At 66.3% G+C, this 13,965-nt stretch carries 17 protein-coding genes; 2 read left to right on the top strand and 15 right to left on the bottom strand.

The window, feature by feature from the left end:
* Positions 1 to 15 precede the first annotated feature (15 nt).
* A complete protein-coding gene (locus U1707_RS04615) occupies positions 16 to 165 on the top strand; it encodes a hypothetical protein (protein ID WP_332798882.1) in 150 nt (49 codons plus the stop codon).
* 43 nt (positions 166 to 208) lie between these two features.
* On the opposite strand, the gene nadA is transcribed toward U1707_RS04615, so the two are convergent.
* The 15 genes from nadA to U1707_RS04690 form a co-directional block, all read right to left on the bottom strand.
* Positions 209 to 1,192 (bottom strand): quinolinate synthase NadA, encoded by a 984-nt coding sequence (nadA, locus tag U1707_RS04620; protein WP_332798883.1) that lies wholly within the window; start codon positions 1,190 to 1,192, stop codon positions 209 to 211.
* Positions 1,193 to 1,221: 29 nt separating this feature from the next.
* Positions 1,222 to 1,935, bottom strand: coding sequence for a DUF4230 domain-containing protein (locus tag U1707_RS04625; protein ID WP_332798884.1), 714 nt, complete (start codon positions 1,933 to 1,935; stop codon positions 1,222 to 1,224).
* Complete coding sequence (locus U1707_RS04630; RefSeq protein WP_332798885.1) at positions 1,932 to 2,789, bottom strand: MBL fold metallo-hydrolase; 858 nt, start codon at positions 2,787 to 2,789, stop codon at positions 1,932 to 1,934. The genes U1707_RS04625 and U1707_RS04630 overlap by 4 nt, the downstream gene beginning before the upstream one ends.
* A 421-nt stretch (positions 2,790 to 3,210) precedes the next feature.
* A complete protein-coding gene (grxD, locus tag U1707_RS04635; RefSeq protein WP_332799065.1) occupies positions 3,211 to 3,534 on the bottom strand; it encodes a Grx4 family monothiol glutaredoxin in 324 nt (107 codons plus the stop codon).
* Positions 3,535 to 3,556: 22 nt separating this feature from the next.
* Positions 3,557 to 3,787 (bottom strand): BolA/IbaG family iron-sulfur metabolism protein, encoded by a 231-nt coding sequence (locus U1707_RS04640; RefSeq protein WP_131586202.1) that lies wholly within the window; start codon positions 3,785 to 3,787, stop codon positions 3,557 to 3,559.
* 1 nt (position 3,788) lies between these two features.
* Positions 3,789 to 4,112: a DUF1476 domain-containing protein gene (locus U1707_RS04645; protein ID WP_332798886.1), complete on the bottom strand. Its 324-nt coding sequence runs from the start codon at positions 4,110 to 4,112 to the stop codon at positions 3,789 to 3,791.
* 113 nt (positions 4,113 to 4,225) lie between these two features.
* Positions 4,226 to 5,224 carry an NADPH:quinone oxidoreductase family protein gene (locus tag U1707_RS04650; protein WP_332798887.1) on the bottom strand — a complete coding sequence of 333 codons (999 nt, stop codon included), beginning with the start codon at positions 5,222 to 5,224 and terminating at the stop codon, positions 4,226 to 4,228.
* Positions 5,187 to 5,816, bottom strand: coding sequence for a 3-isopropylmalate dehydratase small subunit (gene leuD, locus U1707_RS04655; RefSeq protein WP_332798888.1), 630 nt, complete (start codon positions 5,814 to 5,816; stop codon positions 5,187 to 5,189). Before leuD ends, U1707_RS04650 begins: the two co-directional genes overlap by 38 nt.
* Positions 5,817 to 5,928: 112 nt before the next feature.
* Positions 5,929 to 7,365, bottom strand: a complete 1,437-nt coding sequence (gene leuC, locus U1707_RS04660; RefSeq protein ID WP_443025643.1) for a 3-isopropylmalate dehydratase large subunit — start codon at positions 7,363 to 7,365, stop codon at positions 5,929 to 5,931.
* Positions 7,366 to 7,533: 168 nt separating this feature from the next.
* Positions 7,534 to 8,436 carry an alpha/beta hydrolase gene (locus tag U1707_RS04665; protein ID WP_332798889.1) on the bottom strand — a complete coding sequence of 301 codons (903 nt, stop codon included), beginning with the start codon at positions 8,434 to 8,436 and terminating at the stop codon, positions 7,534 to 7,536.
* Positions 8,436 to 9,119, bottom strand: coding sequence for a glutathione S-transferase family protein (locus tag U1707_RS04670; RefSeq protein WP_332798890.1), 684 nt, complete (start codon positions 9,117 to 9,119; stop codon positions 8,436 to 8,438). Before U1707_RS04670 ends, U1707_RS04665 begins: the two co-directional genes overlap by 1 nt.
* Entirely contained in the window at positions 9,119 to 9,754 is a 636-nt protein-coding gene (locus tag U1707_RS04675) for a 3-oxoacid CoA-transferase subunit B (RefSeq protein WP_332798891.1), read from the bottom strand. Before U1707_RS04675 ends, U1707_RS04670 begins: the two co-directional genes overlap by 1 nt.
* Entirely contained in the window at positions 9,754 to 10,077 is a 324-nt protein-coding gene (locus tag U1707_RS04680) for a DUF5076 domain-containing protein (RefSeq protein WP_332798892.1), read from the bottom strand. The genes U1707_RS04675 and U1707_RS04680 overlap by 1 nt, the downstream gene beginning before the upstream one ends.
* Entirely contained in the window at positions 10,077 to 10,904 is an 828-nt protein-coding gene (locus U1707_RS04685) for an HAD family acid phosphatase (RefSeq protein WP_443025644.1), read from the bottom strand. The genes U1707_RS04680 and U1707_RS04685 overlap by 1 nt, the downstream gene beginning before the upstream one ends.
* A 306-nt stretch (positions 10,905 to 11,210) precedes the next feature.
* Positions 11,211 to 11,921, bottom strand: coding sequence for a CoA transferase subunit A (locus U1707_RS04690; RefSeq protein ID WP_332798893.1), 711 nt, complete (start codon positions 11,919 to 11,921; stop codon positions 11,211 to 11,213).
* Between the two features lie 152 nt (positions 11,922 to 12,073).
* Between U1707_RS04690 and U1707_RS04695 the strand changes: the two genes are divergently transcribed.
* Positions 12,074 to 13,714 (top strand): thiamine pyrophosphate-binding protein, encoded by a 1,641-nt coding sequence (locus U1707_RS04695; protein ID WP_332798894.1) that lies wholly within the window; start codon positions 12,074 to 12,076, stop codon positions 13,712 to 13,714.
* The last annotated feature ends 251 nt before the right edge of the window (positions 13,715 to 13,965 follow it).

Raw genomic sequence — 13,965 nt, forward strand, 5'->3', positions numbered from 1 at the left:
TCAAGGAAAATCTCTATGCCTGTAACGACGTTAGCCCCGACCGCACACCTGACCGCGCTTCTCGACGAAGCGCTCGCTCTGGCCGATACGCTGAAATTGCCGATGGCGGCGATCCATATCGATCAGGCGATCGCGCACCTCCGGGCGGACGCAACCGTGGACTGACGCCACCGGGCGGGAACCCCCGCCCGGTCGATGATCTGGCCGGTTACTTCGGCCCCAGATCGCCTTGTCCGACCGTCTTCGACGCCATCGACAGCATCGCATCCAGGCTCTTCTTGGCCTGAAGCCTGAGGCCCTCCTCGATTTCGATCCGTGGGCTGAGATCGCGAAGCGCGACGTACAGCTTTTCGAGCGTGTTGAGCGCCATGTACGGGCAGATGTTGCAGTTGCAGTTACCGTCCGCGCCCGGCGCCCCGATGAAACGCTTGTTCGGCAGCGCCTTTTCCATCTGGTGGATGATGTGCGGCTCGGTCGCGACGATCAGCGTGTCGCCGGGCATCGCCAGCGCATAATCGAGGATGCCGCGCGTCGATCCGACATAGTCGGCGTGGTCGAGGATGATCGGCGGGCATTCGGGATGCGCCACCACGGGCGCACCGGGGTGCTGCGCCTTGAGCTTCATCAGTTCCGTTTCGCTGAACGCCTCGTGGACGATGCATACGCCGGGCCAGAGCAGCATATCGCGGCCGGTTTTCCGCGCGAGATAGCCGCCGAGATTGCGGTCGGGGCCGAAGATGATCTTCTGGTCGAGCGGGATCTGCGCGAGAATCGTGTCCGCCGACGACGAGGTGACGATGATGTCGGACAGCGCCTTCACCTCGGTCGAGCAGTTGATGTAGGTCAGCGCGATGTGATCGGGGTGCTTCGCGCGGAAAGCAGCGAACTGCTCGGGCGGGCAGCTGTCCTCCAGGCTGCACCCGGCATCCATGTCGGGCAGCACGACGATCTTGTCGGGCGAGAGAATCTTCGCGGTCTCGGCCATGAACCGCACGCCGCAGAATGCGATGACATCGGCGTCAGTCGCCGCGGCCTTGCGCGACAGATCGAGACTGTCACCGACGAAATCGGCGAGATCCTGAAGCTCGGGCTTCTGATAGTAATGCGCGAGGATGACGGCGTTCTTCTCCTTGCGGAGCCGCTCGATCTCGGCGCGAATGTCGATGCCGGCGAAGTTCTGCTTCAATTCCATGGTCGTATCCCGAATCTATCGCCCGTATCCTAACGATGGTTCCCTAGCACGTCCTGCAGCGAGCGCGAGGTGTCCCAGCGCTCGGTGTTCGCGACCGGCTCGTCGGCGAAGGTCACCGCGACGCTCGCGTCGATCCCGGCGGCGCGCAACGGCATCGCGAAACTGCGTTCGACCGCACGGCGCGTCGCGTCGCGGGCGAGCTTGATCATCGCCGGTTCGCGCGCCTGACGGATCAGTTCAATCTGTCCCGCACGGCGGTTGGCGGCGTCGAGACGCTTCTCGGCGTCGGTGAAGGTAGTCAGCACGCCGCCCGAACCATATTCGCGGACGGCGTTGAGATCGACCTGCGGACCATCCGCCTCGACCGCGGGCAGGCGAACGGACAGCGTCTTGCTGGTGCCATCCCAGGCGACGTCGGCCTGAGTGAGCTTGGCCATGTCGACCTCGTACCGGACCATGCCGGGCATGATCAGCGTCTTCTCGGTCGTGAAGCCGAGCTGCGACTGTTTCGAGGTGACGACCGCGACATAGCGCGCGGCGAAGGCGGACAGGCGGTTCTGCTCGCGTAGGCCCTCCAGGCTGGCGCTGGCGATCGTCGTCGGATCGGGCGTCAGGCGGTCGCTGACGTAGCGCTGTACGCCCCACAGCGCGAGCAGCCCGGCGAGGACCAGGATGACGACCACGCCAGCCGCCTTGGCCAGGAAGCCGCCGACGCCTGCACCCTGGCGCGTCGGTTCGGTCATGTCGTTGCCTGCCATATCTCGCCGTCCTCCGTCACCAGTCCACGCGTTTGCAGGTCGTAGAGATGCGCCAGCACCGATCGCTCCGCAGCGGGAACGAGTTGCGCGTCGAGCCCGACATACATCTGTTCGACCATCCGTCCGATCGGGTGTGCACCGCTGCGCAACAGGCGCAGGATCTGCCCCTCGCGTTGCCTGCGGTGGCCCAGCATGCCGCGCACCAGCCGCTGCGGCCGCTCGACCGCCTCGCCGTGTCCCGGATAATAGATGCGGTCGTCGCGGCCCATCAGCTTTTCCAGGCTGGCCATATACGCCGCCATGTCGCCGTCGGGCGGTGAGACGATCGTCGTCGACCATCCCATGACATGATCGCCTGAGAACAGCGCCCTGGTTTCTGGCAAGGCGAAGGCGAGATGGTTGGAGGTATGGCCGGGCGTCGCGATCGCCGCCAATGTCCAGCCATCGCCGCGGACGGTTTCCCCTTCGACCAGCACGCGGTCGGGCGCGTAGGCGGCGTCGAAGGACGCATCGCCTCGCGCGCCGACATTATCGACGTCGAACGGCGCGCAACCGACGATCGGCGCGCCGGTGATCGCCTGGAGCGGACGCGTCGCAGGACTGTGATCGCGGTGGTGATGCGTGACGACGATCGCGGTGACGGGCCGACCGTCGATCGCATGGATCAACGCGGCGATGTGCGCGGGATCGTCGGGACCGGGATCGATCACCGCCAGATCGGTCGTGCCGACGATATGCGTCTGCGTGCCGGTGTACGTGTAGGGCGACGAATTGGGCGCGAGCACGCGAACGACGAGCGGCTCGAGCTGGATCGGGATACCGGTCGGATGCTCAGCCATAGGACCGGGATGACCGTTCTACCGGGTGATGGCAAGGCCCCGCCGTCATGCGCATGTGTCGCCGCCTTTTACACGTCGTGCGCGCCGGCACCGGGCATTAACCAGCGAAAGTCGCACGGAGGTGTCGTTTATCGGGTTTGGCATAAGCACTGCATCGTGTGTCGCGTCACCGAACGCTGCGGCGTTCAAGCAGGGTGGATCGATCGCTACCGTCCGGTCTCGCGTCGATCCACCCGCCCCGGTGCCGTCTCGGGATTCATACGCGCCGCCCCGTCATCCTGACGAAAGTCAGGATCCAGAGCCACGGGATGCTGCGCTTCGTCATCCTGGATCCTGACTTTCGTCAGGATGAGGGAGGTGGGGTGAGTCATCTTCATCGAAGCGATTACGAGTGCCCCACCCACCTAGCTGAGCGACGAACTCAGCCGGCCTTCTGCTTCTCGAACAGCTGCGCCAGTTCGCCGCTCTCGTACATTTCCATCATGATGTCCGAGCCACCGACGAACTCGCCGTCGACGTATAGCTGCGGAATGGTCGGCCAGTCCGAATAGGCCTTGATGCCCTGGCGGATGCCCTGGTCCTGCAACACGTCGACGCTCTCGAACTCGACCTCGAGATGGTTGAGGATCGCGATCGCGCGGCTGGAGAAGCCGCATTGCGGGAACAGCGGGCTGCCCTTCATGAACAATACGACGGGGCTGGCTTTCACCACCGCGTCGATGCGGGCGTTCGTGTCGTCGGTCATGTCCGGGGTCATGTCTGGGTCCTCAAGAAATTGCGGTGGTAAGCTGAAGTGCGTGCAGGACGCCGCCCATGCGACCGCCGAGCGCGGCGTAGACCGCCTGGTGCTGCTTCACGCGGCTCATGCCGGCAAAGCTCGCGGCGGTAACCTTGGCGGCGTAATGATCGCCATCGCCGGCCAGATCGGTGATCTCGACCTGCGCATCGGGGATCGCGTCGCGGATCATCGTCGCGATGTCGTCTGCGGCCATCGGCATCTTACTGCGCCTCCAGCAACTGGCGACGCGCTTCGATCATCTGCTGCGCAAGCGCGCGGCGGACGGTCGCCTCGTCATGGTCGAGCCCGGCAGCGGTCAGATCGCCGACGAGCTTGCGAACGACGTCATCGTCGCCGCCGCCTTCCATGTCGGCATGGACGAGCGCAGTCGCATAGGCATCGGTCTCTTCCGGCGTCAGCTGCATCTCGTGCGCGGCCCAGCCGCCGAGCAGGCGATTGCGCCGCGCGGTGATGCGGAAGGCCATCTCCTCCTCGCGCGCGAAATGCCCTTCGCTTGCGCGTTCGCGATCGTCGAAACTGGTCATTGCGCAGGTCCCCGGTACAGCCGTGTCTTGCCCCGGAGATAGGTCGCGGACCGCGCATGCGCAACAATGGCGGTATATCGCCCTCGTGCGACACGACGCGCGGGCCGCCCCGATCAGCCGACCTCGACCACCAGCTTCCCGATCGCGCCGCGTGCCGCCATCTTCGCGATCGCCTTCCCACCGTCCTCGAACGCGAAGACCTCGGTCACGCGCGGGGCGATCTTGCCCTGTTCCCAAAGGTCGAACAGCGTTTCGATATGCGCCTGGTTCGCCTTCGGATCGCGGGCGGCGAACGCGCCCCAGAATACGCCGCAGACGTCGCAGCTCTTGAGGAGCGTCAGGTTGAGCGGGAGCCTCGGGATGCCGGCGGGGAAGCCGACGACGAGATATTTGCCCTCCCATGCGATCGAGCGGAGCGCGGGCTCGGCATAATCGCCGCCGACCGGATCGTAGATCACGTCCGCGCCGTCGCGACCGACCGCGGCCTTGAACTGCTCGGCGAGCGCCTTGGACTGGTCCTTGTCGAACGGGGCGCGGGCGTAGATGAGCGTTTCGTCGGCGCCGGCGGATTTGGCGGCGGCGGCTTTCTCTTCGGACGAGACCGCGGCCACGACCTTCGCGCCGAATGCCTTGCCGAGTTCGATCGCGGCGAGCCCGACGCCGCCGGCTGCGCCGAGCACGAGCAGCGTCTGCCCCGCCTGGATATGGCCGCGGTCGAGCAGGGCGTGGATCGTCGTGCCGTAGGTGAGGATCAGCGATGCGCCTTCCGCGAAGCTGCGGCCTTCGGGAAGGCGGTAGAGCTTGGCGGGGTCGGCGATCACCTTCTCGCACAGGCCGCCGTGACCGAGCATCGCGATGACGCGATCACCGACTGCCCAACCGTTGACGCCCTCGCCGATCGAATCGATCGTGCCGGCGATCTCGCCGCCCGGTGCGAACGGTCGCTGTGGCTTGAACTGGTATTTGTCCTCGATGATCAGGACGTCGGGGAAGTTGATCGCGCAGGCCTTGACCGCGACGACGACCTGTCCGGGGCCGGCTGCCAGATCCGACAGCTCGACCATTTCCAGAGTTTCAGGTCCGCCGATCGCCTTCGACACCAATGCTCGCATACCCGCTCTCCACCGTGGTCCAGGGGCGATTCGATGCGACCGCCTCCTCGAATTTTGAAATCTGGGTATCCCTTGCCAGCGTCAGGCCGACTTCGTCCAGCCCTTCCATCAGGCATTGGCGGCGGAATGCGTCGAGTTCGAAGGTGAAGCGGTCCTGGAACGGGGTGGTTACGGTCATCGTCTCGAGATCGACGGTGACGATCTGGTCCTTGGCGACCTCCAGCAGGCGGTCGATCGCCTCTTGTGGGAGGACGACGGGGACGATGCCGTTCTTGAACGCGTTGCCCGAAAAGATGTCGGAGAAGCTTGGCGCGATGACTGCGGTGATGCCCATGTCGGCGAGCGCCCAGGCGGCGTGTTCGCGGCTAGAGCCGCAGCCGAAATTGTCGCCGGCAATGAGGATAGGCGACCCGGCATAGCGCGGGTCGTCGAAGATGTTGCCGGGGTCGGCACGTACCGTCTCGAACGCGCCGCGGCCAAGGCCGGTGCGCGTGATCGTCTTCAGCCAGTGCGCCGGGATGATGACGTCGGTGTCGATGTTCTTCGCGCCCCATGGATAGGCGCGGCCCGAGACGGTCGTGACGGGGGTCATCGCTGTTCCGTGCGCTCCGGGCCCGTCCGCTCCGGAGTCGTGCGCGCCGATGCGACATAGGCCGCCACGCCGCTGAGCATCGCGCCCGCCGCCAACAATACGAAAACCTTCTTCATGCTCTTTCCCCCATCAACTCTCTGACGTCACTCAGCTTTCCGGTCACTGCCGCCGCTGCCGCCATTGCAGGCGATACCAGATGCGTGCGCGCTCTGGGACCCTGCCGGCCGACAAAATTACGATTCGACGTGGACGCGCAACGCTCCCCCGCAGGGACTTTGTCCGGGTTCATCGCGAGGCACATCGAACAGCCCGGTTCGCGCCATTCGAACCCTGCGGCGATGAAGATCCGATCGAGGCCTTCGGCTTCGGCCTGACGCTTCACCAGCCCCGAACCGGGGACGACGAGTGCGCGGACGCCGGTTGCGACGTGGCGACCTTCGGCGATCGCCGCGGCGGCGCGGAGGTCTTCGATGCGGCTGTTCGTGCAACTGCCGATGAAGACGTGCTGGATCGTGACGTCGCGCATCGCGGTGCCGGCGGTGAGGCCCATGTAATCGAGCGATTTCTGCGCGGCCGCCTGCTTGGCGGGATCGGCAAAGCTCGACGGTTCGGGGACCACGCCGGTGATCGGGACGACGTCCTCGGGACTGGTGCCCCAGGTGAGGCCGGGCGCGATATCGGCGGCGTCGAGCACGACGGACTTGTCGTAACGCGCGCCGGGATCGGTTGCGAGACTGCGCCACCACGTCACCGCACGATCCCAGTTCTCGCCGGTCGGGGCCATCGGGCGGCCCTTCAGGTACGCGAAGGTGGTCTCATCAGGCGCGATCAGGCCGGCGCGCGCGCCTGCCTCGATCGACATGTTGGCGATCGTCAGGCGGCCCTCGATCGACATGTTGCGGATGACGCTGCCGGTGAATTCGATGACGTGGCCGGTGCCGCCCGCCGCGCCGATCTTGCCGATGATCGCGAGGATGACGTCCTTGGGGCTGACGCCGAAGCCAAGTTCGCCGTCGACGCGGACCTCCATCGTCTTCGCCTGCGACAGCAGCAGCGTCTGCGTGGCGAGGACGTGCTCGACCTCGCTGGTGCCGATTCCGAAGGCGAGCGCACCGAGGGCGCCGTGCGCGGAGGTGTGACTGTCACCGCAGACCAGCGTGGTGCCGGGGAGCGTGAAGCCCTGCTCCGGACCGACGACGTGGACGATGCCCTGCTCGATCGCGGTGGCGTCGATATAGTCGATGCCAAACTCGCTGGTGTTGCGGCGGAGCGCATCGAGTTGCTGCGCGCTTTCCGGATCGGCGATCGGCAGGACGCGACCGGCGGCATCCTTGCGCGGCGTCGTCGGCAGGTTGTGGTCGGGGACGGCTAGCGTCAGGTCGGGGCGCCGCACTTTCCGCCCTGCCACGCGCAATCCTTCGAAGGCCTGCGGGCTGGTGACCTCGTGGACGAGGTGACGGTCGATATAGATCAGGCAAGTGCCGTCGTCGCGGCGTTCGACGACGTGCGCCGCCCAAATCTTTTCGTACAACGTTTGCGGAGTGGCCATGATGGGCGGGCGTTAACCGAAAAGGGGTGTGACGCCAAGGTTGTAAGTAATTTTCGGTCGTAAGAATGCTTCGGCGCGCCGCGTTTCGGGCGAGCACCGTCATCCTAACGAAAGTCAGGATCCAGGGTTACGAACGACAACGCCCATGGCTCTGGATCCTGACTTTCGTCAGGATGACGGCGGCGGCGGGTTACCGGCAGGCATCGCCCTGTTCAGGAAGGCGACGCTGTCGGTCAGCACGGGGGCCTTGCCGCGGAATGGTTTCGACAAGGCCATCGCGACGTTCTCGTGGCTGAGACCGGGATAGTCGATATGCGTCACCGGGGCGCCGAGCGCCTTTAGCCGCGCGGTGAGGTTGATCGCGTTGTGCGGCTTTACCTGTTTGTCGTTGCCGGCGGTGACCAGCAGCATCGGCGGCGCGTCCGCCCGTGCGAAGTGGATCGGCTGGGTCATCACCGGGTCGGCGGCGCCCTGCATCGCGTCGATCGCGCGCTTGGCGGTGAAGGGGTAGAAATCGTAGGGCCCGCACAGGCCTACGGCGGCCTTGATGATGTGCGGGTCGACGCCTTCAGCCTTCAGCCAGCGCTGGTCGAGCGTCAGCATCGCGACGGTGTAGCCGCCTGCGGAATGGCCGGCGACGGCGATCCGGTTGGGGTCGCCGCCGGACTGCGCGATGTGGTCGCGGGTCCATTTCACCGCCTCGGCGCCGTCCTGGAGGAAGGCGGGGAAGCGCACGTCGGGCACCTTGCGGTAGTCGGGCATGACGACGACGTAGCCCGCCTTCGCATAGGCGCGCGCCGCGAACGCATAGGCGCCGCGCGAGCCGTGGACCCAGCCGCCGCCGTACCAGAAGATCAGTACCGGCAGGCCGGTCTTCACGCCGCCGGACGGGCGCCAGACGTCTAGCTTCTGGCCGTACGTGCCGAACGGGACGCCTTCGCGGACCCGCGCGGTGCCGCGACCGCCGCCCATGATGCCGTCGAGGACGCTGAGCGTGCCCGGCCCTGCCGTGAACGCGGTGCCCGCGATCAGGATCGCGATGAGCGCAACGATGATCGCGGCGCGGCGCATCAGCGGCGGAAATCCTCGGTGATCGATCCGCATGCGGCGAGGTCGGCTTCGTGGCTATCCTCGCGCCATGTTTCGACGAGCGCGGTTGTTTCCCATTCGCGCATTGCCGGGTGCGCGATGACCCGCTCGACCCAGGCGAGACCTGCCGGGCCGACGTCGATCCCGTAGGTCCGGACGCGGAACGCAACCGGGGCGTAAAAGGCGTCGACTGCGGTGAAATCGGCGCCGGCCAGCCACGGGCCGCCAAATCGATCGCGTCCCTCTTTCCAGAGTTCGGCGATCCGCGCGACGTCGCGGTCGAGCGCGTCGCTGCCGGGGGCGGCGTCGACGCGGACGCCGACGTTCATCGTCCGCTCGTTGCGGAGCGCGGAGAACCCGCCATGCATTTCCGCCGTCGCGCAGATCGCCCACGCGCGTGCCTCGGCGTCGATCGGCCAGACGCCGTCGTGACGCTCGGCGAGGTAGAGGACGATGCCGAGCGAATCCCATACCGTCCGCTCGCCGTCGATCAGCACCGGCACCTGCCCGGTCGGCGAGAAGGCGCGGAACGCGTCGTAATTGACGGGCGCCAGGAACGGCTCGATCCGGTCCTCGAACGCGACGCCCAGCATTTTCATCAAAAGCCAGGGACGCAGCGACCAGCTCGAATAGTTCCGGTTCGCGGTGATGAGCGTATAGTCCATCAGGCAGTGTAGCGCGCCGTGGTCTTCGCCGCGACCTCGTCCGCGGTCACGCCCGGCGCGAGTTCGACGAGCTTGAACGGGCTGTCGTGATCGGGCCGCTGGAACACGGCCAGATCGGTGACGATCATGTTGGCGACGTTCTTGCCGGTCAACGGCAGGGTGCAGGACGGGATGAACTTCGGCGTGCCGTCCTTGGCGGTGTGGTCCATCACGACGATGATCTGCTTGACGCCCGCGACGAGATCCATCGCGCCGCCCATGCCCTTGATCATCTTGCCCGGAATCATCCAGTTGGCGATGTCGCCGTCTTCGCTGACCTCCATCGCGCCGAGCACCGTGAGGTCGATATGGCCGCCGCGGATCATCGCGAAACTGTCCGACGAGCTGAAATAGGCCGAGCTGGGCAATTCGCTGATCGTCTGCTTGCCCGCATTGATCAGGTCGGCATCCTCCTCGCCCGCGTACGGGAACGGACCGATCCCGAGCATCCCGTTTTCCGACTGGAGCGTGACAGTCATCCCCTCGGGAATGTTGTTCGCGACCAGCGTCGGAATGCCGATGCCGAGATTGACGTAATAGCCGTCCTTGAGTTCCTGAGCCGCGCGCGCGGCCATCTGGTTCCGGTCCCAGGGCATCAGTTGATCGTTCCTTCCTGGATGGTGGTAATCGTCGTGAATTGTTCGCGCAGTTCGGTGCCGACACCGTCGACGATCGCCTGCAACGCGGCGTCTTCAGCGATGCCCCAGGTGCCTGCATAGGCGCGCGCGGCGTGGCGGATCGTGTCGGCGAGGAGGTAGCCGAACACGGTCGGGTCCTCGAGCACGCCGGCGTCGATCAGCACGTTGCTGCCCGCGCCGTTGGTGATCCAGATGCGCGCGACCTCGACCGATTCGCTCGTGAGTTGCGCGCCCTTGTCGAGCGCGATCGCGTTAGGGTGATTGGCAGGGTGGTCGGCCATTAGCGTACGCCTCCAGTCGGTGCCCAGTGGATCGCGGGCGGGAATACTTCGTCGCGGCGGCCCTTCCGTGCGGTGCCGTAGACAGGGTTGGGCAGCACGAACCACCCTGCCCCCCATTTCGCGGCGATCGCCGGCGATTGGACCACGGTGCGGCGGGCGGCGGGCGGCTGGCCTGTGTTGAACAGATCGCTGAAGTCGCCAAGCTGGTCGCCGCCCATCGCGACGACGCAGTATCTGGCGGCGATCGTCGCGCGGCGGCCGTCCTTCTTCGAACCGAGCGCGTCGTCGCCGGCCAGGAACAGCGTTTCGCCGTGGCGCGCGGGGCCCAGGCCTGCGCCTTCGATCGCCGCTTGCGTCTGTGCGGCGTTGGCGGCGGAGCGGTTGGTGTTGAAGACGACCGTCACGCCCATCGCGCGGAGTTGGGTGAGCCCGGCGCGGGCACCGGGGACGGGCGCGACCTGCTTTATGCCGGTGCGCTCCCACTCCTGCCAGCGAGGATCGGACCAGGGCTGGCCGGAGGATGCGTCATATTCGAAGCCGAGGTTGAGAAGGATTGTCTCGTCGACGTCGAAGACGGCGGCCTTGGGTTTGGTGCCACACGAGGTCCAGGTGGGGGCGGCTAGCGAGGCGCCTTGGGCGAGGACTACGGAGGTGGGTGTGCGTTGCGCGCGGACGTAACCGACAAGGGCGTTCCAGGCCTGGATGCTCACCGCTGCGGCTTCGCCCGAGGCGTAGAGATACTGCATGCCGGCGGGGACGCCGTCGATGGTTACGGGTGCTGCGATACTGGGCGCGGGCGCGATCGACGTGGGCGCGGATACGCTCACGCATCCTTGGAGCACCAGCGCCCCTGCGAACACAGGGGTCCAGGATACCACCCGCAGTGCCCGTGACCCTGGGCTCCTGCCTTCGCAGGAGAACGGGCTGTGCTTGCGATACACCATCAGGCCTCCGTCATGCCGGGCTCGTTCCGGCATCCACGGTGCCGCACAACCGAGAGAATTTGGTTTGCGGAACCGTGGCCCCCGGAACGCGTCCGGGGTGACGGAGTGATTTTGGCGCGGTCACGACCCAGACGCGCTGGCTGCCGGCCCATACCAGGCTCAAGCCTTCGCAGGAGAACCGCATCGGGTTCATGCCGTCGTGCGTTCGCGGACGGTGCGGAACTCGATCTTCTTGTCGTAGGGCGCGCCGACGATCATCCGCTTCACATAGATACCGGGCAGATGGATCGTATCGGGGTCGAGGCTGCCGACGGGCACGACCTCCTCGACCTCGGCGACGCAGATCTTGCCCGCGGTGGCCATCGGCTGGTTGAAGTTGCGCGCGGTCTTGCGGAAGAGGAGGTTGCCGCTCTCGTCCGCTTTCCAGCCCTTGATGATCGCCAGATCGGCGTGGATGCCGCGTTCGAGGATATAGTCCTGGCCGTCGAAGTTCTTCACTTCCTTGCCCTCGGCGACCAAAGTGCCGACGCCGGTCTTGGTGTAGAAGCCGGGGATGCCAGCCCCCCCTGCCCGGCAGCGTTCGGCGAGCGTGCCCTGCGGGCAGAACTCGACCTCGAGTTCGCCGCTGAGATATTGCCGCTCGAATTCCTTGTTCTCGCCGACATAGGACGAGATCATCTTCTTCACCTGGCGCGAGCGGAGCAGTTTGCCCAGGCCCTGCCCGTCGATCCCGGCATTGTTGCTGGCGATCGTCAGGTCTTTAACGCCGGACGCCTCGATCGCGTCGATCAGCCGCTCGGGGATGCCGCACAGCCCGAAGCCGCCCGCGCAGATCGTCATGCCGTCGAACAGCACGCCTTCGAGCGCCGCCGCCGCGTCGGTGTAGAGCTTGTTCGCCATGCATCCTCCTCTAGCTTTGGCGGTGGCATAATGCGCGGCAGCGGGCACGGCAATGTCGCAGGGGTCGCACGGGGTCGCGCTGGGGGTCGGGCGGGCGGCACCCGCTCGACTTCGCGCGGAGCATCGGGCTAGGGTGCGGCGAGGAGATGTGTATGACCCAGCGTACCGGCGGCCGAATCCTTGTCGATCAACTCGTGGTGCAAGGCTGCGACCGGATCTTCACCGTACCCGGCGAGAGTTTCCTGAGCGTCCTCGACGCGCTGCACGATACGCCGGCGATCGACCTCGTCGTCTGCCGGCAGGAGGGCGGCGTCGCCTATATGGCGTGCGCCGACGGGACGCTGACGCACCGGCCCGGCGTGGCCTTCGTGACGCGCGGACCGGGTGCGACCAATGCGGCGATCGGCGTGCATGTGGCGATGCAGGATTCGCAGCCGATGATACTTTTCGTGGGCGATATCGACCGCGGCACGCGCGACCGCGAGGCGTTCCAGGAGATTGATTTCCAGGCGATGTTTACGCCGATCGCGAAATGGGCGGCGCGGATCGACGATGCGCGGCGCATCCCGGAATATGTCGCACGCGCCTATGCGACGGCGATGTCGGGGCGACCGGGGCCGGTGGTGCTGGCGCTGCCTGAGGACATGCTGCTGGACATGGTGGAGGCGGTCGACCGGCCGCGCGTCGAGCGGGTCGCGCAAGGCTGCGACGCCGATACGATGGATTTGCTCGCCGACCTGCTGACCACTGCCGAGCGGCCGGTGGCGATCGTCGGCGGTGCGGGATGGGATGTCGCCGCGTCGGGCGCGTTCGCGACCTGGGCGGATCGTAACGGCGTGCCCGTCGCGTCGGCGTTCCGGCGGCAGGATGCTATCCCGAACGACTGTCCGGTATGGGCGGGCAACCTCGGCTATGGCCCCAATCCCAAGCTGGTCGAGCGGGTGAAGGCGGCGGACATGCTGCTGGTCGTCGGGCCTCGACTGGGGGAGGCGACCACCGATGGCTATGCGCTGATCACGCCCGTTCATCCGGGGCAGCGGCTGATCCATGTGCATCCCGATCCGGATGAATTGCACCGGGCGTACCGCGCGGATGTGGCTGTGTGCGCGGGGATGGAGGAATTTGCGGAGGCGTTGCTACTGCTCGACCTGCCGCCGCGAACTGCTGGGCAAGAGGCGCATGCGGAGTGGTTGGCGTGGTCGACGCCGGCGCCACGCGATCTGGTGATGGACCTCGGGCCTTGCGTGGCGGCGATGCGCGAGCGGCTGCCGGCGGATGCGATTATCTGCAACGGGGCGGGGAATTATTCGGGGTGGTGGCATCGGTACTGGACGTATGCCGGGCCGGGTACTCAGCTTGCGCCGACTGCTGGAGCGATGGGGTATGGGGTGCCGGCGGCGGTTGCGGCATCGTTGCGGCATCCCGAGCGGACCGTCGTGGCGCTGGCGGGGGACGGGTGTTTCCTGATGAACGGACAGGAACTGGCGACCGCGGTCGCGCATGGCGCGGACATGTTGGTGCTGGTCGTCGATAATGCCGGGTACGGGACTATCCGCATGCATCAGGAGCGGGAGTATCCGGGGCGGGTTTTGGGGACCGGGTTGCGCAACCCGGACTTTGCCGCGTTGGGGCGCGCTTATGGGTGTTGGGCGGAGACTGTTGCGAAGACGGAGGATTTTGCGGGGGCGCTGGACCGGGCGATGGCGCGCGGCGGGGTGCGGTTGCTGCATCTGGTGACGGATATCGAGGCTATTACCGCTGGGACTACGCTGGCGAAGGTGCGTGGGGGCTGACTTGCCTTCTGAAATGAAGCTTAGCGCTCCACATAAGCACTACCCCGGCGAAGGCCGGGGCCCAATTGGGGGACGGCTGTAACGAGGGACTAGCCTCCGTTATATCGACCTTGCCAATTGGGCCCCGGCCTTCGCCGGGGTGGAGATAGTTGTAGTGGGTGGCTTCATCAGCGCAGTCACTGTTCCCCCGCGAAAGCGGGGGTCCAGGAGCCACGGTCGCTCGCGGTACTTAGCTGGGCCCCCGCGTCCGC

The organism is Sphingomonas sandaracina, from assembly GCF_036663695.1.
Lineage (GTDB): Bacteria > Pseudomonadota > Alphaproteobacteria > Sphingomonadales > Sphingomonadaceae > Sphingomonas.